Below are 23,420 nucleotides of genomic sequence, written 5' to 3' on the forward strand. Positions count from 1 at the left end.
CTTTGGCGCATTGCGGGGCACGGCGGGGCGGTGACTCAGGAACTGAACGACGGCCTTCCCGCCCGGGAAGCGGCCCTCGCCCTACTCGACGCGGCCCTTTCGCGCCGCGGCGGCCTCGACGAGGCCGCGACGACCAACGCTTTCCGCGCCCTGGAGCCGCGTGAGCGCGCCTTCGCGCGCGCGCTCGCCATGGCCGCCCTGCGCCGTCTGGGGCCCGTCGATCGGGCTCTCGCCGCCAAGCTCAGCAAGGAGCCGCCGCCGCGCGTGCGCAACCTGCTGCGGCTCGGCGCGACCCAGGCTTTCTTCCTCGACGTGCCCGCCTTCGCGGCGGTGGCCACCAGCGTCGAACTGGCCGGGGCCAACAAAGCCAGCCGTCCGTTCAAGGGCCTGGTCAACGCCGTGCTGCGCGGCTTGCTGCGCGACGGCGCTCCGCCCGACGACCCCTCGACCCTGGTGCCGCCGTGGCTGTTCGCCCGCTGGGCCGGCGCTTGGGGCCAGGACGACGCCCGCGCCCTGGCGGCCGTGGTGGCCGAGGAGCCGGCCACCGACCTTTCCCTCAAGCCCGGGACCGACGTGGCCGCCCTGGCCGAGGCCATCGAGGCCGAGGTCCTGCCCGGCGACACCCTGCGCACGCGCCGCCGCGGCGACGTCGCCGGCTGGCCCGACTTCGAGGCCGGGACCTGGTGGGTGCAGGACGCCGCCGCCGCTATTCCGGCCCGCCTGCTGGACGTGAAGCCGGGCGAGACCGCCGTCGACCTCTGCGCCGCGCCGGGCGGCAAGACCCTGCAGCTGGCCGCTACGGGGGCCAAGGTCGTGGCCGTCGACCGTTCGGCGGCCCGTCTGAAGCGCGTGACCGAAAACCTCGCCCGCATCGGCCTGGAAGCCGAGGTCGTGGCCGCCGACGCCTCGACCTGGGACGACGCGCGCACCTTCGACGCCGTGCTGCTGGACGCCCCGTGCTCGGCCACCGGCACCTTCCGCCGCCACCCCGACGTGCTGTGGGCCGCGCGCCCCGGCGACGTGGCCAGCCTGGCGACCGTGCAGTCGGCCCTGCTGGACAGCGCCGCCAGGCGCACCGCGCCGGGCGGCCGGCTGGTCTATTGCGTCTGCTCGCTGGAGCCGGAGGAGGGCGAGGCCCAGGTCGAGGCCTTCCTGGCCCGGCATCCGGAGTTCTCGCTGTCGCCGATCGGCGCCGGCGAGGGCGGCGCCCCCGAGGGCAGCCTGACCGCCCGCGGGACGCTGCGCCTGCTGCCCCACCATCGCGAAGGGGGCCAGGACGGCTTCTTCGCGGCCCGTTTCGTCAAGGCCGCGTAAGGCTGGAACTCAACCGCTCGCTTGTAGCGCGAGCCTTTGCCCGGTAAGCCAAGAACACCATGACCGCGCCGATCATCGCTCCGTCGATCCTCGCCTCCGACTTCGCCAAGTTGGGCGCCGAAGTGGCCGCCATCGAGGCGGCCGGCGCCGACTGGGTGCATGTCGACGTCATGGACGGCCATTTCGTGCCGAACATCACGCTCGGTCCCGACATCGTCAAAGCGATCCGGCCGCACGCCAAGATCCCGTTCGACGTGCACCTGATGATCAGCCCGGCCGACCCGTACCTGGAGGCCTTCCGCGAGGCCGGCGCCGACATCATCAGCATCCACCCGGAAGCCGGCCCGCACCTGCACCGCTCGCTCAAGCGCATCCGCCAGCTGGGCGCCAAGGCGGGCGTGGTGTTCAATCCCTCGACCAGCCTCGACCACGTCGAATGGATCCTCGAGGACGTCGACCTGGTGCTCGTGATGTCGGTGAACCCCGGCTTCGGCGGCCAGAGCTTCATCCCGGGCCAGCTGCGCAAGGTCGAGGCCCTGCGCAAGATGATCGACGCCCAGGGCCTGGACATCATCCTGGAAGTCGACGGCGGCGTGACCCCGGTCACCGCGCCCCAGTGCGTCTCTGCCGGCGCCACGGCCCTGGTGGCCGGTTCGGCGGTGTTCAAGGGCGGTCCGGACGCCTACGCCGCCAACATCAGCGCGCTCAAAGGGGGCTGACGCCACGGCATGACCGGCGCGCCCGCCACGCCCTCCGCATCCAAGCCCGCCGGGCGTCCCCTGCGGCGCGGAGTCGTGTTGGCGCGATCGGTCTCGGCCTCGGCCCGCTCGGCCGTCGAGCGCGAATGGTTCGGCTCGCCGCCGCATCGGGCCCTGATCACCGCCCCACGTCCTGTCGGCCTGTCGGCGCGCCCGCACGACCCTCGTCCCGTCGACATCCAGCGCGGCCGCCAGCTGCTGGACGGCGTGCTGACCCTGCATGACGAGAGCCTGAAGGTCGGGGCCGAGGGCGACCCCTTCGACACCCCCAGTCCCTCGCGCGCCTTCGCCGTGGCCCTGCATCGCTTCGACTGGCTGCCGGGCCTTCTGGCCCAGGGGCCCGAGGGGGCGCGCCGGGCGCTGCGCCTGATCCAGGACTGGCGCCGAGTGTTCGGGACCTGGAACGCCTTCTCGTGGTCGGGCGAGTGCCTGGAGCGCCGCACGTTCCATCTGGCCTGCGCCGCCAAGACCCTGTCGCCGGGCGCCTCCGACGCCGAGACCGCCGCCCTGGCGCTGGACGTGGCCCGCGGCGCGCGCCAGCTGATGAAGGCCTCCGACGCCCCCGACCGCGCGCTTGAGCGGGCGGTGGTGGTGGCCGTGGCCGGTACGGCCCTGGTGGGCAAGGCGGCCGACCGGCTGATGGCCGAAGGCCTGCGCCGCATCGCCCGCGACATCGACGCCATCGTCCTGGCCGACGGCGGCCACGCCTCGCGCTCGCCCGAGGCCGGGCTGGAGCTTTTGTTCGACCTGCTCACCCTCGACGACGCCCTGGGCCAGCGCGGCCGGCCGACGCCCGAGGCGATCAGCCGGGCCATCGACCGCCTGTCGTCGGGCGCGCGCTTCTTCACCCTGGCCGACGGCAAGCTGGCGGCCTTCCATGGCGGCGAGACGGTCGAACCGGCCCGCATCGCCGCCGCCCTGGCCCATGACGACCATGGACCGCGCCCGCCGATGGACATGCCGCACGCCGGCTTCCAGAAGATGCAGGGCGGTGCGATCCAAGTGCTGGCCGACGCCGGCGCGCCCCCGGTCGGCGCGCTCAGCCGTTCGGCCTGCGCCCAGCCGGCGGCGCTGGAGATCGTCTGCGGCAAGGACCGGCTGATCACCTCCAGCGGCTGGAGCCCCGAGGCCGCCAACGCCCAGGCTTTCCGCCTATCCGACGCGGCCTCGACGGTGTCGGTGGGCGAGGGATCCGCCGGACGGCCGCTGTCGGGCTTCCGCGCCGCGGCGCTGGGTCCCTGGCTGGTCGACGGCGCCACCAGTGTCGAATCCCGCCGCCACGACGGCGAGCAGGGCGTCTGGCTCGACATCGTCCACGACGGTTGGCGCCGGCTGGGCCTCAAGCACGCCCGTCGCCTGTTTCTCGACCTGGCGGCCGACGAGTTGCGCGGCGAGGACAGCCTGATCCCGATGGCCGAGGCCAAGGCCGACGGTCCGCGCCGCTATCACCCGTTCAAGATCAGCTTCCACCTGCACCCCAACGCCCGCGCCTCGCTGGCGCGCGACGGCAAGAGCGTGCTGATCAAGGGCCCGTCCAACGTCGGCTGGTGGCTGCGCAACGACGCGCCCGATGTCGCCGTCCTGGCCGCACCCCACTTCGACCACGGCCATGCCCGCCAGGCCGGGGTGATCGTGCTGAAAAGCCAGGTCCGCGCCGAGAAGGGCGCCAAGATTCGCTGGAAACTGGCCCGGGCGACGGATCACTAGAAATCTCCCTCTCCCCACGGGAGAGGTTTTCATGATCAATCCAGCGACCTGTCCTTCGTCTCCGGCAGCAGGAACGCCGTCACCAGCACGCTGATCAGGGTGAAGAGCACCGGGTACCAGAGCCCGGCGTAGATATCCCCCACCGCCGCGACGATGGCGAAGGCGCTGAAGGGCACGAAGCCGCCGATCCAGCCGGTGCCGATATGATAGGGCAGCGACAGGGCCGTGTAGCGCACCTTGGTCGGGAAGAGCTCGACCAGGGCCGCCGCCAGGGGGCCGTAGAGGGCCGTGGCGCCGACCACGAACACCAGCAGCACGCCGAACACGCCTAGCAGGTTCATCCGCTCGGGATCGGCGGTGGTCGGATAGCCGGCCTTGGCCAGGGCGGCCTTGATCGCGGCCTCGCCGGCGGTCTTCACCGCCTTGGCCTCGGCGGCCGGCAGGCCCTTGGCGCTCTTGGAGACGATGCGCGTCTCGCCCACCTGGACGATAGCCTGCGAACCGGCCGGACCGGCGTGGTTGGCGTAGGAGACGCCCGCATTGGCCAGGGCGCCCTTGGCGATGTCGCAGGACGAGACGAAGGCGGCCTTGCCGATGGGGTCGAACTGCAGGGCGCAGTCGGCGGGATCGGCGGTGACGCTGACCGGCGCCTTGGCCGAGGCCTCGGCCAGGGCCGGGTTGGCGGCCTTTTCCAGCAGGTGGAAGCCGGGGAAGTAGAAGGCCAGGGCCAGGGTCATGCCGGCCAGCATCACCGGCTTGCGGCCGATCCTGTCCGACAGGGCGCCGAACACGACGTAGAGCACCGCGCTGACCGCCGCGGCGGCCATCATCAGGGCGTTGATCGTGCCGGGCGCGACCTTGAGGAACTTCTCCATGAAGGTCTGGATGTAGAAGAAGGTGGTGTACCAGACCGCCCCCTGGGCCGACATGACGGCGAAGAAGGCCAGCAAAACGAGCTTGAGGTTCTTCCACTGGCCGAAGGCCTCGGCATAGGGGGCCTTGGACGCCGCGCCCTCCTCCTTCATGCGGGCGAAGGTCGGGCTTTCGCTGAGCTTCAGCCGCATCCACACCGAGACTGCCAGCAGGCCGATCGAGACGGCGAACGGGATGCGCCAGCCCCAGGCGTCGAAGGCCTCGGGTCCGACGAGCGCGCCCAGCGCCCAGCGGGTCGCCAGGATGACGAGCAGCGCCGCGAACAGGCCCAGCGAGGCCGAGCTCTGCACCCACGAGGTCGCCCGGCCGCGCTGTCCGGGCGGGGAGTGTTCGGCCACGTAGATGGCGGCCCCGCCGTACTCGCCGCCCAGCGCGAAGCCCTGCACGCAGCGCAGGATGATCAGCAGGATCGGGGCGATGATCCCCGCCTGCTGGAAGGTGGGCAGAAGGGCGATGGCGAAGGTCGCGCCGCCCATCAGGAGCACGGTGGCCAGGAACGCGCCCTTGCGGCCGGCCTGGTCGCCGATCTTGCCGAAGACGAGGGCGCCGAGTGGCCGGAAGGCGAAGCCCACCCCGAACAGGGCCAGGGCCGCCACGTAGCCGGCGGTGTCCGACAGGCCCGTGAAGAAGGTCTTGGAAATGACCTGGGCCAGGCTGCCGAAGATGAAGAAGTCGTACCACTCGAAGGCCGTGCCGGCCGACGAGGCCGCCACCACCGTGCGCATCGACGCGCCCTTTTCCTTCGCGGCGCCGGCTGTCGTGTCCGTCATGCGGATCCCCCTAATTGGCAGGAGGATTAGACCGTAACGCCGGTCGCTGAAAAGGGCGCCGATCGCGTGACGTCGTCAGGCGGCGGCCGTCTCGGCCGCGCCGGCGGCCTCGGCCACCCTGACGATCTCGGCCAGAAGGGCGGTGGGTGAGATCGGCTTGGCCGCCACGCCGTTCATGCCGGCGGCCAGATAGGTGGCCCGCTGGTGGGCCAGGACGTTGGCGGTCAGGGCCACGATCGGGGTGGCGCCGACCGGGCCGGGCAGGGCGCGGATGCGGCGGGCCGCCTCCAGGCCGTCGACGCCGGGCATCTGCACGTCCATCAGGATCAGGTCGAAGCCGCGCATCGCCGCCTCCACGCCCGACAGGCCGTCCTCGGCCGTCTCGACGTCGGCGCCGAGCATCTCCAGGATCCGGCGGGCGACCATGCGGTTGGTGGCGTTGTCCTCGACCACGAGGATCTTCAGGCCCTCCAGCATCTTCTCGCCGTCGGCCTCGTCGCGGGGCGCGGTCTGCACCGGCGGCGCGCTGATCGACAGGCTGAAGGTCGAGCCCTCGCCCTCGACCGAGCTGAACTCGACCTCGCCGCCCATCATCTGGGCCAGGCGCCGGGTGATGGCCAGGCCCAGGCCCGAACCCCCGAACCGCCGGGTGGTGCTGGCGTCGGCCTGCTGGAAGCGCTGGAACAGGCGCTGCTGCGCCTCCTGCGGGATGCCTACGCCGGTGTCGGAAACCTCGAACACCAGCCTGTCGGCGCCGGCCCGACGCAGGCGCAGCGACACCGAGCCCGACAGGGTGAACTTCACCGCGTTGCCGACCAGGTTGAACAGGGCCTGGCGCAGGCGGGTGGGGTCGGCCAGCACGATGCCCTGGTCGGGCGCGTCGACCACCAGGGCCAGGCCCTTGTGCTCGGCCTGGGCGCGCAGCAGGCGCGCGACGCTGTGGACGAGGTCGGCCGGGTCGATCGGCTCGGGCGCGACGTCCAGGCGTCCGGCCTCGATGCGCGAGAAGTCGATGATGTCGTCCAGCAGGGTCGACAGCATGCGACCGCAGGCCAGGGCCTCGCCCAGCAGGTGGTCGGCTTCCGCCGACAGCCCCTGGCGCTTGAGCAGGTGGATGACCCCCAGCACCCCGTTCATCGGCGTGCGGATCTCGTGGCTCATGTTGGCCAGGAACTGGGCCTTGGCCTCGTTGGCCGCCTGGGCGGCGCGTTCGGCCTCCACCAGGGCCAGTTCGGCGCGCTTCTGCTCGTCGATGTCGAGCACCAGGCCATAGGCCTTGCTGACCCGGCCCGAGGCGTCGCGGCGGATTTCGTGGAACAGGCGGATCCAGCGCTCCTCGCCGTTGGGGCGGACCACGCGGGCGTCGAAGGCCCGCTCGCCCCAGCGACCGACGGCGCCGGCGGCGTAGACCGCTGCCACGTCCTCGGAGCGGATCATCGGCCAGATCGCCTGGCGCACGTCGTCGAAGGTGATGCGCTGGCCCAGGATCCGGTGGAATTCCGGCGAACCCCAGAAACTCTTCTCGGCGTGGTCGATCTCGTAGACGCCGGCCTGGGCCGCGCCGAGGGCGGTCTTCAGTCGCCGGGCGTTGGCCCGCGCCTCGCGGCGGGCGTCGGCCAGGGCGGTGACGTCGTCCATGTAGGTGATCACGCCGGCGATGGCGCCGCTGGCGTCGCGCCAGGGCCGGGCCTCCCAGCGCAAGCGGTGCTCGCGGCCATGGCCGTCGGTCAGGCTGTCCTCGCGGCGCACGACGGTCTGGCCGGTCAGCGCCCGCTCGACAGCGGCGACGAAGCGCTTGCGCGCCCCGTAGGTCAGGTCGTGCAGCGACTTGCCGATGACCTCGGCCTCGGTGGCCTGGAAGATCTCCAGGAAGCGCGGGCTGACCACGGTCAGGCGCAGTTCGCGGTCGTAGAGGGCCACGGCGAAGGGCGCGCCCTCGACCAGCTTGCGGGCCTTCTCCTCGCCCCAGCGGGCCAGGTCGCGATCGCGGGCGACGTCGGTGATGTTCTGCGAAATGCCGCGCAGGGCGAACACGCCGCCGGGGCGCGGCTCGGTCTGGAAGGTGGCGCGGAAGGCGAACTTCTGGCCGGTGGCGCCGCGCATGTGGTGTTCGATCGTCCCGCCCTGGCCCGTGCGCACGGCGCGGGCGAAGGTCGCCCGCACGCGGCCGCGCTCGGGTTCGTCCAGCCGGGCGTAGAAAGCCTCGGGCGTCGACACCTCCTCGGGGCGCAGGCCGGTGAGGCTGAGGATGTCGCTGGACCACTCGATGCGGTCGGCGACGGGGTCGAAGCTCCAGACGCCGACCCCGGCGGCCGAGGCCAGCATCTCGCGCGTGCGGCGTGAAACGGCCTGCTCGGCCTTGCGGGCCACTTCGGCGGAGACGTCGCGCAGGGTGCCGACGATCTCGCCGGCGGGGCCCAGGCGCGCGTGGGCCTCGAGCCAGACGCGGCGGCCGTCCTTGCAGACCATGCGCACCCGCATCACCGCTCCGCCCATGCCGCGGATCACCTTGCCGGACTCCAGCAGTTCCTGGTGATCGGCGGGATCGACGAACTGCAGGGGCGACTGGCCGATCAGGTCGGCGGCGGTCCAGCCGGTCAGGCGGGTCCAGGCCGGATTGACGGTGGCGAAACGGCCCTCGGCCACGACTGCGAACAGGTCGTGGGCGTTCTCGAAGAACCACTGCGCGCTCTCGGCCTGGCTCAGAGGCGCGGGCGGCGTATCTGGCGAGGACGGCGAGGACATCCCAGCTCCCGGCGGAAGGTGAGGCGGATTGTCACGCCCAAGGGTAAACTTAAGGTTGGCGTGGCGGCGAGTTGGGGAGAAAGATTCCACCCGGCCGCGTGGGGCGGGGAGAAGCCATGAAGCTCGCGTCGATCCTGGTTGCAATCGCCGCCCTGGCGGGGGCGAGCCCCGCCGCCGCCTTCTGCATGTACAAGGGTGAACTCTACGCCAAGACCACGCTGGAGCAGGAGTTCGCCGACGCCCGCTATGTGGTTCGGGCCAAGGTGCTGTCGGCCGTCAACGTCTCCAGCGACGAGGGCGACAGCTGGGTGCTCTACCGCCTGTCGGCGCAGGACGTCTTCAAGGGCGCGCCGCCAAGGGCGTTCAGCCTGTTCAGCTTCCGAGACAGCGGCGGCTTCTATCTCGACGGCGACGCGGGTCCGGACCTGGGCGGGGAGTATCTGCTGTTCCTGAAACGGTTCGAGCCGACCGTGGCGCTGCCGTCCCAGGCCAAGGGCGCGCTCGACGTGAACTACGGCTGCGGGCAGTCGCGTCTCTGGAGCGAGGTCGGGCCGGCGGCGCGCCGCAGCCTGTCGATCCTGCAGGCGCGGGCCAGGCTCGCCGACGAACGAAAAACCCCGCCCGGATCGCTCCGGGCGGGGCCTTCGAGGTGATCGTTCGCCGGAGCGAAGGGATCAGTAGCGGACGTTCAGCGTCAGCATGGTCTGGCGGGCCGGCGCCGGGTCGGCGTGGTGCACGCCGTTGGTGCGCAGGATGTAGCGTTCGTCCGTCAGGTTCTGGACGTTCAGCTGCAGGTCGACCTTGTCGTTGACCCGGTACGAGGCGAAGGCGTCGTAGCGGGTGTAGGACGGGATGTAGATGCCGTTGGTGCCGCCGCCGGCGCCGCCCTGGTTGCCGCCGAAGGTCTTCGACACGTAGTAGGCGCCGCCGCCGATCGTCAGCGGACGCAGCACGCGGTAGGTCGTGAACAGGCTGAAGGTGTTCTTCGGCGTGTTGGCCAGCGGGTCACCGGTGTTGAGGTGCGGCGTCACGGTGTAGACGGGATTGGCGGTGGTCCCGGTGTTGGTGACGGTGACGGCGCCGCGGACCAGCTTGCTGTCCATGTAGGTGTAGCCGCCGAAGACCTGCCACTTGGGCGTGATCTTGCCGGAAACGCCCAGTTCGATGCCTTGGACGCGGGTTTCACCGACCTGCTCGTAGTTGGTCGGTTCCGGGCCGACCAGGATCTGGGCGTTCTGGCGCTCGGTGCGGAACAGCGCGCCCGACAGGGCCAGCTGGTCGCCGAACAGGTTCCACTTCGCGCCCAGCTCGTAGCTGGTGGTGTCTTCCGGATCGAGGACCTTGGTCGCCAGGTCGCCCGAGCCCATGCCGCCCGAACCGTTCTGGTCGCCGGCCGCGATGGTCGGCGGCGTCGAGGACGTGGCGAACGAGCCGTAGATGCTGCTCGACGGGGTCGGCTTGTAGTTCAGGCCGATCTGGTAGTTGACGAAGTCCCAGCTGGTCTTGGGCACGTTGGTGTAGGTGACCGAGGTGATGACGCCGTTGGTGTTGGTCGAGGCGGCGTTGTAGCCCTGCGTCGAGTAGTCGTCGTAGCGGACGCCGACGTTCAGCAGCAGCTTGTCGGTCAGCTTCACGGTGTCGAAGGCGTAGAGCGCGGCGGTCTTGGTCTTCGATTGCGAAGCCGGGCCGCGGTTGATCGTGCCGCTCCAGGCGTCGCTCGGGTTCGGCGCGTAGAGGCGCGTGCAGTCGCCGGTGCCGGCGCCGGTGAAGCCGACCGGGCAGGACGAGCCGCTGGCGGTGTAGAAGGTGTAGGTGGCGTTGTCGTTCTGCTCGCGGCCGAGCTCGAAGCCGGCGTTGAAGCTGTTTTCGATCGAGCCGAGGTTGAACTTGCCGCTGACGTCGCTGACGAAGGCGATGGTCTTGGTCTCGTTCCAGCGCGACTTGGTGCCGCGCTTCATCCACCACTCGCCGGCCACGAACTGGGCCGCGCCGCCGTCGCCGGGGTTGGTGACGAAGTAGTCGTTGAGCGTCTTGCCATAGCGGAAGGCCTGGCGGACCGAGAAGTTGTCGTTGATCTCGTGGCGCACGGCGATGGTGCCGATGTCGGCCTTGGTCTTCATCCAGTCGCGGTCGAGGCCGTAATAGGCGTCGCGCGAGACGTCGAGGATGCCGCTGGCCGGACGGGTGCGGCTGTCGGTGCCGGCCACGCCCCAGGTGCGCTTGCTGGCCAGCGGGATGCCGTAGTCGGGATCCTGGTCGGTATCCAGGTGATAGTAGCTGAAGGTCAGCTGGGTGGCGGTGTCGATGCCGAAGGCCAGCGACGGCGCGAGGCCCCAGCGCTTGAAGTCGACGCTGTCGCGACCGGGCGTGTCGCCCTTGGTCGTCATCAGGTTCAGGCGGAAGGCGGCGTTTTCGGCGAAGCTGTAGTTACCGTCAGCCGTGACGCGGTAGTAGTTGTCGGTGCCGACCGCGGCCGAGCCGCTGGCGAAGTTGCGGGCCTTGGGCGACTTGCTCGACAGGTTGATGCTGCCGCCGCCCGAGCCGCGGCCGCTGTAGACCGAGTCCGGACCCTTGATGACCTCGACCTGTTCCAGGTTGAAGACTTCGCGGGTCTGGCCGCCGGTGTCGCGGATGCCGTCGACGAAGATGTTGTTGCCCGAGGACTGGCCGCGGATGAACGGACGGTCGGCCAGCGGCTGGCCGCCTTCGCCGGCGCCGAAGGTGATGCCCGGCGAGGTGCGCAGGATGTCCTGCAGCGAGGTGGCGGCGGTCTGCTCGATGATCTGGCTGGAGATCACCGTGATCGAGCGCGGGGTGTCGACCAGCGGGGCGGTGTACTTGCCCGACTGCATGTCGGTGGCCTTGCGGGCGTCGACGGCGATGCCGGAGACTTCCTGCACGTCGGCCGAGCCCGGCGCGGTGGCGACCGGCGCGTCGGCGTCGGCGTTGGCGGCGAAGGCGGCGGGCGCCAGGGCGAGACCGGCGACGCCGGCGACGGCGGCGGCGCCCAGGGCGCGGCGAGCTTGGCTGCGAACGCCAGCGGCGGGCGAGGAAGGCTTATGCATCTTGTCGAGAGACCCCAGCTCGGGTCGCGGGGGAGGATCCGCGGCCCCTGTCCTGAAATTGCGAGGCGTTCTTATTTACGCAATTGCCGGGGTGCAATAATAATCAGTCGCAGGAGGAGCACGGTCGCCGCTGCGCGCGACAACCGTGACCATTATGCAACGTATCGGCTTCGTATCAGGCGCCGCGGGCGACGAACCAGCCGTTGCGGAAGCCCTGGTCGGCCTTGCCGTACAGGAACGGCTCGCCCTCCGGCGTGGTGAAGCGGCCGCCGGCGGCGACGATCAGGGCGTGACCGGCCGCGGTGTCCCACTCCATGGTCGGCCCGTGGCGCGGATAGATGTCGGCAGCGCCCTCGGCGATGCGGGCCAGCTTGATCGACGAGTCCATCGGCGCCCGCAGGCTGAAGCCGTACTGGTCGGCCAGGGCGGTGGCCTTGTCTTCCTTCATGGTGTGGCTGACCAGGGCCAGGGCCTGGCCTTCGGGCCAGGCGCGCGCCCGCACCGGCGTCTCGGCGCCGTCCGGCCCCTCGCGCTTGACCACGCCGCCGTCGGCCGTGAACCACACCTCGCCGGTGGCGGGTGCGCAGACCGCGCCGGCCACGGGGGCGCCGTTGTCGATCAGGCCGATGTTGACGGTGAAGTTGGGGTCGCCGCGGACGAAGGCCTTGGTGCCGTCCACCGGGTCGACGAGGAAGAAGCGCGGGCCGATCTGGTCGGGCGTGCCGTATTCGCAGGCGTGCTCTTCCGAGATCGCGGGGATGTCGGGATAGCGTTCGGCCAGCAGCGCCAGGATCACCTTCTCGCCGGCCTTGTCGGCCTCGGTCACCGGGCTTTCGTCGGCCTTGCGCACGACGTCGAGCTCGGTCCGCCAGAACGGCAGGATCACCTCGGCGGCGGCCTCGACGATCCTGGCCAGGTCGCGACCGATGTCGGCCGGGAGGGGGGCGGAGCTCATGCTTGTCCTCGGGGGTCGTCGCCGACGAAGACCAGTCTCACGACGCGGGCGTCGATCGTCTGCTTGCCGGCCTCTTCGAAATTCACGGTGACGCGATGGCCGGTCACGGACTGCACCTGGCCAAGGCCCCAGTCGGGCTGGCCCGGATGGCGCACCAGCACGCCGGGTTCGAGAAACGGATCCATCACGGCTCCCTGATAGTGCGTGGCGCGCCAAAGTGTGAGCGCTTTTAGGTGTCGGCCGGCGCCGATTTGTGCGCGGCCTGGTTGAAACCGATTTCGCGGCGACGTTTGCCAAAGCTCCAAATCACGCCAAAGATCGCGGCCATGACCGACACCGCCGCCCCCGCCTCGCCTGCGCCCGCCCCTTCGCTGGACGTCAACGGCCCGGATTTCGCCGCCCTGGTGGCCGCGCGCCTGTGTCACGACTTCATCAGCCCGGCCAGCGCCATCGTCTCGGGGCTGGACCTGCTGGAGGATCCCAGCGCCCAGGACATGCGCGACGACGCCATGAGCCTGATCAGCAGCTCGGCCCGCAAGCTGGCCGACCTCCTGCAGTTCACCCGCGTGGCCTTCGGCGCCTCGGCGTCGGCCGAGACCTTCGACTCCCGTGAGCTGGAAAAGCTGGCCCAGCAGGGCGTCTTCGCCCACGTGCGGCCGAACCTGACCTGGGACATCGCGCCGCAGCCGCTGAACAAGGCCGCCTCGCGCGCCCTGCTCAACATCGCCCAGATCGCCGCCAGCGCCCTGCCGGCCGGTGGCGCGGCCACCCTGCGCGCGGTGGTCGCCGACGGGCGCACCGCGATCACCGCCGACGCGGTCGGTCCCCGCGCCCGCCTGCGTCCCGAAGTGCTGGCCGGCCTGAAGGGCGAGCCTCTGGGCGAGGGCCTGGGCGGTCCGTGGGTGCAGGCGGCCTATCTGTATTCGGTGGTCCGCGCGGCCGGCGGCCAGATCGGCGTCGAGATCGCTGAGGAGCGCGTCAGCATCGCCGCCTGGACGCCCGCCGACTGAAGCGTACGTTTTTCCGCGCCGTCACCGCTCCTTAACCCGGATCGCGCCATCCTGCCTTTCTAGGATTTGGAGCGCGCCGTGAAGACCTGCCTCGTCGTCGACGACAGCCGGGTGATCCGCAAGGTGGCCCGCCGTGCGTTGGAGGACATCGGCTTCGAGATCGCCGAGGCCGCCGACGGCATGGAGGCGCTGGCCTGGTGTCGCGCGGCCATGCCCGATGCCGTCCTGCTCGACTGGAACATGCCGGTGATGAACGGCCTGGAGTTCCTGCAGCGCCTGCGCCAGGAGCCGGGCGGCGACGCGCCGGTGGTGGTGTTCTGCACGGTCGAGAACAAGGTCGACAACATCCGTCTGGCGCTCGACCACGGCGCCGACGAGTACATCATGAAACCCTTCGACGGCGAGATCATCGCCGCCAAGTTCGCCGAGGCGGGCCTGCTATGACCCCCGAGGACATGGATCTGCTGGCGGCCCTGGGCCGCGCCCGCGCCGGCCTGAAGGTCGAGACCGACAAGCACTACGTGGTCGAGAGCCGCCTTGCGCCGCTGGCCCGCCGCGAAGGCTATCCGTCGATCGAGGCCCTGGTGGCGGCCCTGCGCGCCAAGCGCGAGGAGCGGCTGATCTGGGCGGTGGTCGAGGCCCTGACTGTCAACGAGACGGCCTTCTTCCGCGACCGCGACACCTTCGCCTTCCTGCGTGACGTGGCGATGCCGGAGCTGTCGCGCCGTCGCAAGGACGGTTCGGTGCGGATCTGGAGCGCGGCGTGCTCGACCGGCCAGGAGATCTATTCTCTGGCCATCGCCGCCGACGAGGCGCGCGGCCTGGAGCCGGGCGTGCGGTTCGAGTTCTTCGCTTCCGACCTCTCCGAGCGCTGCCTGGAGAAGGCCCAGAGCGGGCTCTACACCCAGTTCGAGGTTCAGCGCGGCCTGCCGATCCGGCTGCTGATCAAACATTTCGAGAACCAGGACGAGACCTGGGCGATTTCGCCGCGCATCCGCCAGGCGGTGCGCTGGCGGCGGATCAACCTGATGTCCGACCTGTCGGGCATGGGGGTCTTCGACCTCGTCATGCTGCGCAACGTGCTGCCGGGCCTGGACCCGTCGGTGCGCGCGCGGCTGGTCGAGCACATGGCCGCCCGTCTGACCGAGGACGGCCTTCTGGTGCTGGGCGAGAACGAGAGCTTGGCGGGCGTGACCGAGGCCTTGCGGCCGCTGCCGGGTCGTCCTGGCCTGTTCGCGCGCGATCCGGCCTTCCGGGCCGCGGCGGCCTAGATCCGGGCCCGGCGCCGACGGCGCGGGGCCAGGGCTTCGAGCGTTTCCCAGATCCGGTCGGCCAGCCGGCGCCGCAGCGACGTCGGCGGTTCGGGCGCGTCGGCCATGGCCTTCGACAGCTTGGCGAACAGCAGGGCCGCAGGGCCCGGCGCGGCCAGGGCCGGGCGCGCCTCCAGGGCGTCGATCACCTGCCGCGAGATCCGCCGATAGGCGGCCGCCGGAACCTCGGCATGGGCCGCGGGCGTGCGGCAATCGGAAAAGTCCGGCGCAAGGCCGCATCCGACGCGCAGGGCCTGGCCGATCCGGGCGGCGTAGTCGGGATCTTGGCCCAGGCGGTCGACGTCGATGACCAGGTCGGCCTGCGGCAGGGCCTTCAGGTACGACAGCAGGTAGATCGCCAGGAAGGCCGTGAACGAGGTCTTCGCCGGAGCGCGCTTCAGCCGCCGGCGGGCGGCGGCGATGCGCTGGGCGAGGGCGCCGCCCTTGGGCGCGGGCAGGCCCAGACGCCGGGCCAGGGGCTCGGCGCCGGACGCCTCGGACAGCAGCACGTACTGGCAAAGCTCGAAATAGGTCGGGCGCGGCCGCTTGCGCAGCGAGTGGAACGACAACCACTGCTGCAGCGGATCGCGGATCAGCACCACGTGGAAGCCCCCGAACCGCCGGCGCAGCCAGCCGATCCGTCCCAGGGTGCGGCAGCAGGCGAGCACCGGGGTCTGGCCCGCGGCCTGGGCGTGGCTGACCAGTCCCGCCACATAGGCCGTCTGGGCGGCGTCCTGGCGGCCCTCGGGCATGAAGTAGTCGTCGAGGGCGAAGCGCTGCTGGTAGCCGGCGACGCCGCCGCCCGGCGCCAGCAGGTCGGCGAACTCGGCCAGGTAGGGAACATCGTCGCCCGGATGCCGCAGGCCGCTGGCGCGAGGGGTCTCGCGGGCGATGCGCTCGGGGGTCAGGCCGGCCAGCTGCTCGTGCCAGGGCTCGTAATAGGCCCGCACGCCGGGCAGGGCGCGAAAGCGGCTCCACACGTAGGTGCTCGAGCAACGCCAGCCGCTGTGCACGAAGACCGGCGACAGGGCGGGATCGGGGAGGGCGACCGGGACCGTCATGACCCCCAGGATCGGGGGTCAGCTTGTCCGGCTTATCTCCCGGGCGACAGGAAAACCGGGGCGTTCTTGTCGACGCCGCAATGGTTGATGCGCAAGCGAGACGCGGCGGCGCCCGATCGGCGCCGTCGCCGCAACACGATGCTTCCGAACGGCAAAAGGCCCGCCCCTGGTCGGGGGCGGGCCCTGCGGTCGGGCTGGGAGGCCCGTCTTAGTTCTTGGCGTCGCGAGCGGTGTCGGTGACGGCCTTGCCGGCCGACGACACGTCCTTGCCGGCGCCTTCGACGGTGTTGCAGGCGGCGACGCTGAGGCTGGCGGCGAGGGCGGCCAGGATGACGAACTTGCGCATGAGAGTTCTCCGGTGCTGGCCCTGACGGGCGCTTGAGATTGCCCAGAGCAAACGTGGCCGACAGGCCTAGGTTCCGGCCTGATGCTGGGCCGGCGGCAGCGCCTGGGGCGTCGGAAACACAAGGCGCACAAGGAGGCCGCCCATGGGGCTGGCGTCGAACTTGACCGTGCCGCGCAGCTGGCGGGCGAAGGCCGTCATCAAGGTGCGGCCCACCCCTTCGCCCGGGCCGGCCGGGGCGCCGGGACCATCGTCGCCGATCGCCAGCTCGGCCTCTTCCCCGCGCACGAAGAAGTCGACGGTCAGCACGCCGCCGCGCTCGGCCAGCGCGTGCTTCTGGGCGTTGGTGATGGCCTCGACGGCGAACAGCGCCAGCGGCGCCAGCCGGTCGGGGTCGATGACCAGCGGGTCGGCGTGCACCTCGGTGCGCACCGAGCCCTGGCCGTTGACGTCGCCGGCCAGCAGCAGGGCGGTCAGCTCCTCAAGGAAGGGCCGCAGGTCGACCCGCTTGAGGTCCGGCCCCTGGTAGAGGGCGCGATAGATCTGGGCCAGGGCGGTGATCCGCTGGCGGGTGTCGTTCATCGCCGTGCGCGCCGCCGGATCGGTCAGGGCGCGCTGCTGCATGTTCAGCAGCGAGGTGATGATCTGCAGGTTGTTCTTCACCCGGTGATGGATCTCGCGCATCAGCGAGTCCTTCTCGGCCAGGCTGTCGCGTAGCGAGGCGTCGCGGGTGACGATGCCGGCCGCCATCTGGTCGAGGGTCTCGGCCAGCTCGCGGATTTCCGGCGGCGCGCGCTCGGCCTGCAGCGGGCGGACCGTGAAGCGGCCCTTGGCGTAGATCGCCGCGACCCGGCGCAGATAGACGATCCAGCGGATCACTTCCCGCTCGGTGGCCCAGAACACCGCGGCCAGCGCCAGGGCGAAGGCCAGCAGCGGCAGCAGCAGGCGCGAGATCGGCGTCAGGGTCGCCCAGGACATGATGCCCGGGGCGGGGGCCGACAGCATGACGAACACGTCGTCCTCGACCAGCGGGGCGGCGGAGAACAGCCGGCGGCGGCCCTGCGCGTCCTTGCCCGACCACAGGATGGTCTTCCGGCCGGCCTCGGTTTCCTCGCGCAGTTGGGTGTTGGCGGGGCCGAAGGCCTTTGGATCGGTGGCCGAGAACACGTTGCCCCGCGCGTCTGCCAGGCCGATCTCGGCTCCGTCGGGCAGGAAGCGGTTGGCGGTCTGGGGCTTGAGGCTCGACAGGGTGAGCACGGCCGCCATGGCCCCGTCGAACACGCCGGCGCTGTCTTCGGCGCGGACGGCGGTCAGCACCGACGGCTCGCCGGCGTAGACCGCTCCCGGAGCCGGCGCGACGGCCAGGTGCGCGCCGGCCGCCAGGTCGAGGAACCAGGGGCGCTGGGCGCGCTCGGGGTCGCGCGGCGTCGTGCCGGCCGCGCAGGCCACGCGGCCGTAGGCGTCGAAGCGGATCAGGTTGGCGTAGCCGGGCAGGCGCGACTTCACCGCGTCCAGCCGCCGGGCGCACTCCAGACCCACCGAGCCGGGGCCCAGGGTCTGGAGCAGCACGCCGGCCGCCTCGATGCGGGCCCGGGCGGTGGCGGCGCTGTGGCCGGCGGCGAGCTCGAGGCTCTGCCGCCGTGCGTCGCCCTCGGTGCGGAAGGCGAGGTACGACTGCAGGACGCCGGCCATCAGGACGGGCAGCAGCGCGACCGTCAGGGCCAGGCCGAGCCTGACCCGGATCGTGCCGACAACCTCGGCCGCACGGCCGTACACGCGCTTCACCGCTGGGTGCTCAGGCGCTCCGCATCGGCCAGGATGGCGTGCATCGCGTCGCCGGCGGCGCCGCCGTCGCGATCATAGCCGCCCGACTCGAGGATGGCCTGGAGGGCGCGGCGCGCCCGGCTGACCCGGCTTTTCACCGTGCCCACCGCGCAGCCGCAGATGTCGGCCGCTTCCTCGTAGGCGAAGCCGCCGGCTCCGACAAGGATCAGGGCTTCGCGCTGTTCGGGCGGCAGCATGGCCAGGCTCATGCGCAGTTCGTCCAGGGCGACCGGAGCTTCCGGATCGTCCACCGCCACCAGGGTCCGCTCGGCGGCCTCCTGGTCGAGCTGGCTCTGGCGCCAGGAGCGACGCTTCTCCGAGTAGAACTGGTTACGCAGGATCATGAAGGTCCAGGCCTTCATGTTGGTGCCCAGCTGGAAGCTGGCCCGGGCGTCCCAGGCCTTCATCATGGCGTCCTGCGCCAGATCGTCAGCGGCCGTCGGGTCACCGGTGAGGGTGCGCGCGAAGGCCCGCAGGTGCGGGATGAGGGTGACGAGTTCTTTCTTGAAGACCCCGTCACGGGCCGGATCGATGGGCGATCGGCCGACTTGCGCTTCGCTCATGCTCAACGCTCTCCCGAAGGCTTGTCAGCCTTGCGCAGGATGTCGAGGAATTCGTCCGGGACCGGCTCGTTGACCACCTCATCGAACATCTGCCGAAGCTTGACGCCGATGGCCTGCTGCCGAAGCCGCGCCTCGTCGAGCGAGGCGGCTCCCTTGCGTTGATCTTCCATGGGTACGTGTTCGATCATGTCCTCGACGCCGGTTGTGCGCAGCGTCCGCCCCCTGCGGCCGAATGTGTAAATGCTGGAGGTCAACGCCACATTCCGCATCGGGTTCCATAAGCTTGAGCATAGACTGCCAAAATTCGGTTCGGTGCGGAACCGCCCTCGCGCAGGGCACGTTATGCACTCGACTGAACGGCATAGCTTTGCCGTGACAGAAGGCCTTTTTTGTTTCGAAGACACTCTACGGGAGGGGTCATGAGTCTTCTTGCCCGACTGGCGCCGCACCTGCCCTACGTTCGCCGTTACGCCCGCGCCCTGACCGGCGACCAGACGACCGGCGATCATTATGTGCGGGTGGCGCTGGAGGCGCTGGCCGCCGGCGAGCGTTCGCTCGACGCGGCGCTGTCGCCGCGCGTGGCGCTCTATCGCGTTTTCCACGCCATCTGGCTGACATCGGGCGCCCAGCTGGAAGCCCGTCGCGACGACGTCTCCGACGACGCCTCGCAGCGGCTCCTGCGCATCGCCCCGCGTTCGCGTCAGGCGTTCCTGCTGACCGCCCTGGAAGGCTTCACGCCGACCGAGGCCGCCCAGATCCTGGACTGCGACTTCGGCGAGGTCGAGCGACTGATCGCCGACGCCCAGGCCGAGATCGACGCGGAACTGGCCACCGAGGTGCTGATCATCGAGGACGAGCCGGTCATTGCCGCCGACATCGAGGCGCTGGTGCGTGAGCTGGGCCACGACGTGATCGACATCGCCGCCACCCGCGGCGAGGCGGTCGACGCCGTCGCCCGCAAGACGCCGGGCCTGGTCCTGGCCGACATCCAGCTGGCCGACGGCTCGTCGGGCATCGACGCGGTGAAGGACATCCTGGCGCGCCTCGACGTGCCGGTGATCTTCATCACCGCCTTCCCCGAGCGCCTGCTGACCGGCGAGCGCCCGGAACCGACCTTCCTGATCACCAAGCCCTTCCAGCCGGAAACGGTGAAGGCGGCGATCGGCCAGGCGCTGTTCTTCCATCCGCGCCGGACCCGCCAGGCCGCCTGACGGCCGGATCGGATATCCAGAACGACGAAGGCCCCGGCGAGCGATCGCCGGGGCCTTCTCTTTGGTGCGTTTCCATCTCGGGCCTCTGCCGGGCCCTTCCTCAGTCCCGCGCGGCTAGTGGGCCGGCGCGGTCTGTTCCTGCGGCGTCTGCTTGGGCGCGGTGAGTTCGGTGGTGCCCTGCTGGGCTTCGGCCGGCGTATTGGCGCCCTTGTTGCTCTCGACCGAGGCCAGTTCGCCCGAGCGCATGCCCCAGCTGCCGAACAGCGCGACGGCGGCCAGCACGATCGAGATCACCAGCACCCAGAAGATGTGCCGGCCCCAGCGGCCTTGGCGCGCGGGGGTGGCCTTCAGAGTGGGCGAGTGGTCGGTGTTGATGTCGGTCGCCATGGGCGCCTCCTATTTCGTGTCGCTCCACGCGGCCGGAGCCGTGCGGCCGGCGTCGAGCTGGGCGGCGGCGAAATGCTGGACGGTGCCGACCGCCAGCGCCATGCCCAGCACGGTCGCCGCGGCGAGCAGGCGTGAACTCCGGGCTTGCCTGCGGCGACGCTGGGTTTCGAAGACCAGTCCGCCATGCGCGGCTTGATAGGCGCGGATCATCACGTCGCTCCCCATTCGCCCCGCGATGTCGCGGGATCAGGAGAACAACGTTTCGCGCACGGCGCCGTTCCGCCGTCGCCGCACAAGCGCGGCCCGGTCTTTCGCCAATGGCGCGAAATATTTTTCGAAGTTCCGGGAACGCCGACCGGGGGAGGTCGTTCTATGTCTGCGGAGGCGGCGACGCCCCCCCGACTTGAGGCTGGCGATAGTCAGCCTGCCGTCTCCGCAACCCCCTTTCTGTAGAGCCTTCAGGCGGATCGGAACCCCGACCCGCCTTTTCTGTGTCCGCTCTCGCGGGGGGTAAGGCTCAGGACTTGGGCTTGGGGGGACCTTCCAGGTCGATGCGCACGTCGGCGCGACGGCGCAGCGGGCGGGCCTCGCCGTCGCGGGTGACGGCGCCGGCGTCGCCGGCCGCCGTAACCTCGAACGAGACCTGCCGGAAGCCGACCCGGGCCAGGGCGCCGGTCACGGCGGCGGCCCGCTTTTCCGAAAGGGCCAGGTTGGCGTCGGGCGCGCCCACGGCGTCGGCCAGGCCCACCACGTGCACGTTCTTGGCCGTGCAGCCCTTGGCCATGTCGGCCGCGCCGCGCAGCACCTGGCGGGCCTCGCGGGTCACCGCCGCCGAATCCCGCTCGAAATAGATGGAGACGGAGAAGTCTTCGCAGGCCGCCGGAAGGGCCTCGATCTGCGACCGCGATTTCGGCCATGGGCTGCTCGCGCAACCGGCCGCCGCAACACCGATCGCCGCCATAGCGATCCAAACGCCCGCCTTGCTCATTCGTCGCCCTCTTGTTGCACCCACCAAATCGCCCCTCCGGACATGCCAAAGGCGGCCGACGCGCGCCGACCGCCTTCGAGATCCTGTTCGGACGAGGCCGCCTTAGCGGGGGCTGCCGTCCTCCCAGAAATAACGACCGCTGCGCGAGTCGTAGTAGTAATACCGTCCAGCGCGCTCGTCATAGTACTGGCGACGATTCACGTTGGTGGCGCCGCAGCCGCCGTCTTCGCGGCAGCCCTTGATGGCGCCCGCGGTGCCGCCGATGGCCGCGCCGATGGCCGCCCCGGTCCCTGCGTCGCCCGCGCCGACATTGTTGCCGATCACGGCGCCGGCGAGGGCGCCGAGGGCCGCGCCGCCGGCGGCGTTGCGTTCGGTGTTGCCGGTGGCGGTACAGGCGGTGGCCAGCAGGCCGGCGGCCGCCACGGCGATCACGGTGGTCTTCATCTTGGCTCTCCGTTCGAGCGTGTCCCGGTCACTCAAACGGAACATGGCCGAGGGAAGTTCCGGCCCGCGCGCCTGGGAACCCCCGCCAAGCGCCGCCGTTTGCTCCGGACGGGGGCCGCTTTGGGCCGCGCCGAGGGGAGTTTGCATGCGCGTCGAACTGGTCGCCAACGTCGCTTCGGGATCGGTGGGACGGGATGGTCCCGAGAGGGCCGAGGCGATCCTGGCCGAGCATGGCGTCGAGGCGACCGTCCATGCACCGGCCGGCGGCGAGCTGGAGGCCTGTCTCTCGCAGGCGCTGTCGCGAAAGCCCGACGCGCTGTTCGTGCTGGCCGGCGACGGCACCGCCCGGGCCGCGGCCGAGATGGCCGGTCCCGACGGCCCGCTGGTCGCGCCGCTGCCAGGCGGCACCATGAACATGCTGCCTCGCGCGCTCTATGGCGAGCGGGCCTGGCCCGAGGCGCTGAAGGCCTGCCTGACCCACGGCGAGGAGCGGATGATCTCGGGCGGCGAGGTGGCCGGCCGACTGTTCTTCGTCGCCGCGATCCTCGGCAGCCCGGCCCTGTGGGCCGAGGCGCGCGAGGCCGCCCGGCAGGGCCGCGCGGACCTGGCCATCATGCGCGCCCAGCGCGCCCTGCGCCGGGCCTTCTCCAGCCGCCTGCGCTACGTGCTGGACGGTCGGCCCAAGGAGAAGACCGAGGCCCTGACCCTGATGTGCCCGCTGGTCTCCACGGCCCTGGACGCCGACGAGCGGGCCCTGGAGGCCGCGGCCCTGGATCCCTCCAACGCCCTCGACATCTTCCGCCTGGGGGTGAAGACCGTCACCGGCGCCTGGCGCGACGACCCGTCGGTCAGCGTCGGCCGCTGCCGGGTGGGGCGGGCCTGGGCCGGCGGGCGCATCCCGGCCATCCTGGACGGCGAGCCGGTGCGGCTGGACGACCACGTCTCGATCCGCTTCCGGCCCAAGGCCTTCCGCGCCCTGGCCCTCAGGGACGACGCGCCGTGACCGGAGCCGTCTTCAAGATGGTTCAGGTCTCCGACATCCATTTCGGGGGCGAGCATCCAGAGGCGGTGGAAGCGGCGGTGGAGTGCATCCACGCCGCGCGCCCGGACCTGGTCATCGGGGCCGGCGACCTGACCAAGGACGGCGCCCAGGTCGAGTTCGATGCCGCGCGCGCCTGGTTCGCGCGCCTGCCGTCGCCGCAGCTGCTGGCGCCGGGCAATCACGACACGCCGTTCAAGGGGCCGGTGGAGATCCTTGAGCGGCTGGCGGTTCCCTGGCGGCGCTACGAGGCGCGGTTCGGCGAGCCGGACGGCCTGTCGTACCGCGATGAGCGGGCGGCGGTGTTCACCCTCAACTCCGCCCGTGGCGCGCAGATCCGCTGGAACTGGTCGAAGGGGGCGGTGTCGCGTTCGCAGACCAAGGCCGTGGCCAAGCGCCTGGCCGCAGAGCCGCCCGGGCGGCTGAAGGTGGTGGTCTGCCACCACCCATTGATCGAGATGATGGGCGGGCCGATGACCGCCAAGGTGCGGGGCGGACAGGCCGCGGCCCTGGCCTTCGCCAACGCCGGCGCCGATCTCGTGCTGACCGGCCACATCCACGCGCCGTTCGTGCACGCCTATCCCTATGCCGGCGGCTGCACCCAGGCGGTGGGGTCGGGCACCCTGTCGGTGCGCGAACGCGGCGTGCCGCCCAGCTTCAACATCATCGAGGCCGACGAGAGCGAGATGCGCATCACCGCCATGGCCTTCGAGCGCACCGGCTTCGTCGTCTGGCGCACCTGGGCGGTGAACCGCCGGCCCAACTGCAAGGTCGTCTCCTAGGAGCGATCTACTCTCGGCATCCACGCCATTTTTCATCCGAACATCCCCGCGAAGGCGGGGAACCAAGCCGAACCCGAAGATGATCCACGGCCGCGCGACCTCCTGAAAGCCAGCTTGGATCCCCGCATTCGCGGGGAAGACGGTTTCGTGGGGAGGTTCTCGGGTGAGTGTCGATCTGTCCAGGGACGAACCCCTGAACGCAAGAAGGGCG

24 protein-coding genes are annotated in these 23,420 nt (G+C 71.0%); 10 read left to right on the top strand and 14 right to left on the bottom strand.

Translation table 11 applies throughout. The features are described from left to right. The first annotated feature begins 30 nt into the window (after positions 1 to 30). From G5B46_RS11270 to G5B46_RS11280, 3 genes are read left to right on the top strand one after another with little or no spacing between them, the layout of a single operon-like run. The gene (locus G5B46_RS11270) at positions 31 to 1,314 is read left to right on the top strand and encodes an RsmB/NOP family class I SAM-dependent RNA methyltransferase (protein ID WP_165258732.1); all 1,284 of its coding nucleotides are present in this window, start codon (positions 31 to 33) and stop codon (positions 1,312 to 1,314) included. Between the two features lie 59 nt (positions 1,315 to 1,373). After that, positions 1,374 to 2,033, top strand: a complete 660-nt coding sequence (gene rpe / locus G5B46_RS11275) for a ribulose-phosphate 3-epimerase (RefSeq protein WP_165258734.1) — start codon at positions 1,374 to 1,376, stop codon at positions 2,031 to 2,033. A gap of 9 nt (positions 2,034 to 2,042) precedes the next feature. Next, a complete protein-coding gene (locus G5B46_RS11280; RefSeq protein ID WP_165258736.1) occupies positions 2,043 to 3,779 on the top strand; it encodes a heparinase II/III family protein in 1,737 nt (578 codons plus the stop codon). Between the two features lie 35 nt (positions 3,780 to 3,814). On the opposite strand, the gene G5B46_RS11285 is transcribed toward G5B46_RS11280, so the two are convergent. Beyond that, entirely contained in the window at positions 3,815 to 5,482 is a 1,668-nt protein-coding gene (locus G5B46_RS11285; protein WP_165258738.1) for an MFS transporter, read from the bottom strand. 75 nt (positions 5,483 to 5,557) lie between these two features. Beyond that, a complete protein-coding gene (locus tag G5B46_RS11290; RefSeq protein WP_165258740.1) occupies positions 5,558 to 8,227 on the bottom strand; it encodes a PAS domain S-box protein in 2,670 nt (889 codons plus the stop codon). Positions 8,228 to 8,343: 116 nt separating this feature from the next. Between G5B46_RS11290 and G5B46_RS11295 the strand changes: the two genes are divergently transcribed. Next, a complete protein-coding gene (locus G5B46_RS11295; protein WP_165258742.1) occupies positions 8,344 to 8,880 on the top strand; it encodes a hypothetical protein in 537 nt (178 codons plus the stop codon). A 21-nt stretch (positions 8,881 to 8,901) separates the two neighbouring features. Here the strand turns inward: G5B46_RS11295 and G5B46_RS11300 are convergent, their stop codons facing one another. The 3 genes from G5B46_RS11300 to G5B46_RS11310 all read right to left on the bottom strand — a co-directional run bounded on the left by G5B46_RS11300 (position 8,902) and on the right by G5B46_RS11310 (position 12,435). Then, positions 8,902 to 11,292 (bottom strand): TonB-dependent siderophore receptor, encoded by a 2,391-nt coding sequence (locus tag G5B46_RS11300; RefSeq protein ID WP_165258744.1) that lies wholly within the window; start codon positions 11,290 to 11,292, stop codon positions 8,902 to 8,904. Between the two features lie 175 nt (positions 11,293 to 11,467). After that, positions 11,468 to 12,247 (bottom strand): 3'(2'),5'-bisphosphate nucleotidase CysQ, encoded by a 780-nt coding sequence (gene cysQ, locus G5B46_RS11305; RefSeq protein WP_165258745.1) that lies wholly within the window; start codon positions 12,245 to 12,247, stop codon positions 11,468 to 11,470. Then, positions 12,244 to 12,435 carry a DUF3553 domain-containing protein gene (locus G5B46_RS11310; protein WP_101711171.1) on the bottom strand — a complete coding sequence of 64 codons (192 nt, stop codon included), beginning with the start codon at positions 12,433 to 12,435 and terminating at the stop codon, positions 12,244 to 12,246. The genes cysQ and G5B46_RS11310 overlap by 4 nt, the downstream gene beginning before the upstream one ends. A 138-nt stretch (positions 12,436 to 12,573) precedes the next feature. On the opposite strand from G5B46_RS11310, the gene chpT reads away from it, so the two are divergent. The 3 genes from chpT (at position 12,574) to G5B46_RS11325 (ending at position 14,528) form a co-directional block, all read left to right on the top strand. After that, on the top strand, positions 12,574 to 13,257 hold the full coding sequence (gene chpT / locus G5B46_RS11315) for a histidine phosphotransferase ChpT (protein WP_165258746.1): 684 nt from the start codon (positions 12,574 to 12,576) through the stop codon (positions 13,255 to 13,257). 66 nt (positions 13,258 to 13,323) lie between these two features. After that, positions 13,324 to 13,701 carry a response regulator gene (locus G5B46_RS11320; protein ID WP_165258748.1) on the top strand — a complete coding sequence of 126 codons (378 nt, stop codon included), beginning with the start codon at positions 13,324 to 13,326 and terminating at the stop codon, positions 13,699 to 13,701. After that, a complete protein-coding gene (locus G5B46_RS11325; RefSeq protein WP_165258749.1) occupies positions 13,698 to 14,528 on the top strand; it encodes a protein-glutamate O-methyltransferase CheR in 831 nt (276 codons plus the stop codon). The genes G5B46_RS11320 and G5B46_RS11325 overlap by 4 nt, the downstream gene beginning before the upstream one ends. On the opposite strand, the gene G5B46_RS11330 is transcribed toward G5B46_RS11325, so the two are convergent. The 5 genes from G5B46_RS11330 to G5B46_RS11350 all read right to left on the bottom strand — a co-directional run bounded on the left by G5B46_RS11330 (position 14,525) and on the right by G5B46_RS11350 (position 18,546). Then, entirely contained in the window at positions 14,525 to 15,628 is a 1,104-nt protein-coding gene (locus G5B46_RS11330) for a hypothetical protein (protein ID WP_205691616.1), read from the bottom strand. The two genes, G5B46_RS11325 and G5B46_RS11330, sit on opposite strands and share 4 nt — an antisense overlap. A gap of 208 nt (positions 15,629 to 15,836) precedes the next feature. Further along, positions 15,837 to 15,974, bottom strand: coding sequence for an entericidin A/B family lipoprotein (locus G5B46_RS11335; RefSeq protein WP_116489159.1), 138 nt, complete (start codon positions 15,972 to 15,974; stop codon positions 15,837 to 15,839). A 66-nt stretch (positions 15,975 to 16,040) separates the two neighbouring features. After that, the gene (locus G5B46_RS11340) at positions 16,041 to 17,756 is read right to left on the bottom strand and encodes a sensor histidine kinase (RefSeq protein WP_346764902.1); all 1,716 of its coding nucleotides are present in this window, start codon (positions 17,754 to 17,756) and stop codon (positions 16,041 to 16,043) included. Continuing rightward, positions 17,753 to 18,358 (bottom strand): sigma-70 family RNA polymerase sigma factor, encoded by a 606-nt coding sequence (locus G5B46_RS11345; protein ID WP_165258750.1) that lies wholly within the window; start codon positions 18,356 to 18,358, stop codon positions 17,753 to 17,755. Before G5B46_RS11345 ends, G5B46_RS11340 begins: the two co-directional genes overlap by 4 nt. 2 nt (positions 18,359 to 18,360) lie before the next feature. Then, on the bottom strand, positions 18,361 to 18,546 hold the full coding sequence (locus tag G5B46_RS11350) for a NepR family anti-sigma factor (RefSeq protein WP_101720661.1): 186 nt from the start codon (positions 18,544 to 18,546) through the stop codon (positions 18,361 to 18,363). A gap of 231 nt (positions 18,547 to 18,777) precedes the next feature. Here G5B46_RS11350 and G5B46_RS11355 point away from each other — a divergent pair, with 231 nt between their 5' ends. Then, entirely contained in the window at positions 18,778 to 19,569 is a 792-nt protein-coding gene (locus G5B46_RS11355; protein WP_109101193.1) for a response regulator, read from the top strand. Positions 19,570 to 19,683: 114 nt separating this feature from the next. Here G5B46_RS11355 and G5B46_RS11360 read toward each other — a convergent pair whose 3' ends face one another. The 4 genes from G5B46_RS11360 to G5B46_RS11375 form a co-directional block, all read right to left on the bottom strand. Then, entirely contained in the window at positions 19,684 to 19,956 is a 273-nt protein-coding gene (locus tag G5B46_RS11360) for a hypothetical protein (RefSeq protein WP_165258752.1), read from the bottom strand. 9 nt (positions 19,957 to 19,965) lie between these two features. Further along, the gene (locus G5B46_RS11365; RefSeq protein WP_165258753.1) at positions 19,966 to 20,166 is read right to left on the bottom strand and encodes a hypothetical protein; all 201 of its coding nucleotides are present in this window, start codon (positions 20,164 to 20,166) and stop codon (positions 19,966 to 19,968) included. Positions 20,167 to 20,473: 307 nt separating this feature from the next. Beyond that, complete coding sequence (locus G5B46_RS11370; protein ID WP_165258754.1) at positions 20,474 to 20,944, bottom strand: OmpA family protein; 471 nt, start codon at positions 20,942 to 20,944, stop codon at positions 20,474 to 20,476. A gap of 102 nt (positions 20,945 to 21,046) precedes the next feature. Continuing rightward, a complete protein-coding gene (locus tag G5B46_RS11375; protein WP_058348995.1) occupies positions 21,047 to 21,388 on the bottom strand; it encodes a YMGG-like glycine zipper-containing protein in 342 nt (113 codons plus the stop codon). Positions 21,389 to 21,533: 145 nt separating this feature from the next. Here G5B46_RS11375 and G5B46_RS11380 point away from each other — a divergent pair, with 145 nt between their 5' ends. Together G5B46_RS11380 and G5B46_RS11385 are read left to right on the top strand one after the other, a co-directional pair. Then, on the top strand, positions 21,534 to 22,391 hold the full coding sequence (locus G5B46_RS11380; protein WP_165258755.1) for a diacylglycerol kinase family protein: 858 nt from the start codon (positions 21,534 to 21,536) through the stop codon (positions 22,389 to 22,391). Then, a complete protein-coding gene (locus tag G5B46_RS11385) occupies positions 22,388 to 23,209 on the top strand; it encodes a metallophosphoesterase (protein ID WP_346764903.1) in 822 nt (273 codons plus the stop codon). The genes G5B46_RS11380 and G5B46_RS11385 overlap by 4 nt, the downstream gene beginning before the upstream one ends. Positions 23,210 to 23,420 lie beyond the last annotated feature (211 nt).

Source organism: Caulobacter sp. 602-2, from assembly GCF_011043625.1.
Lineage (GTDB): Bacteria > Pseudomonadota > Alphaproteobacteria > Caulobacterales > Caulobacteraceae > Caulobacter.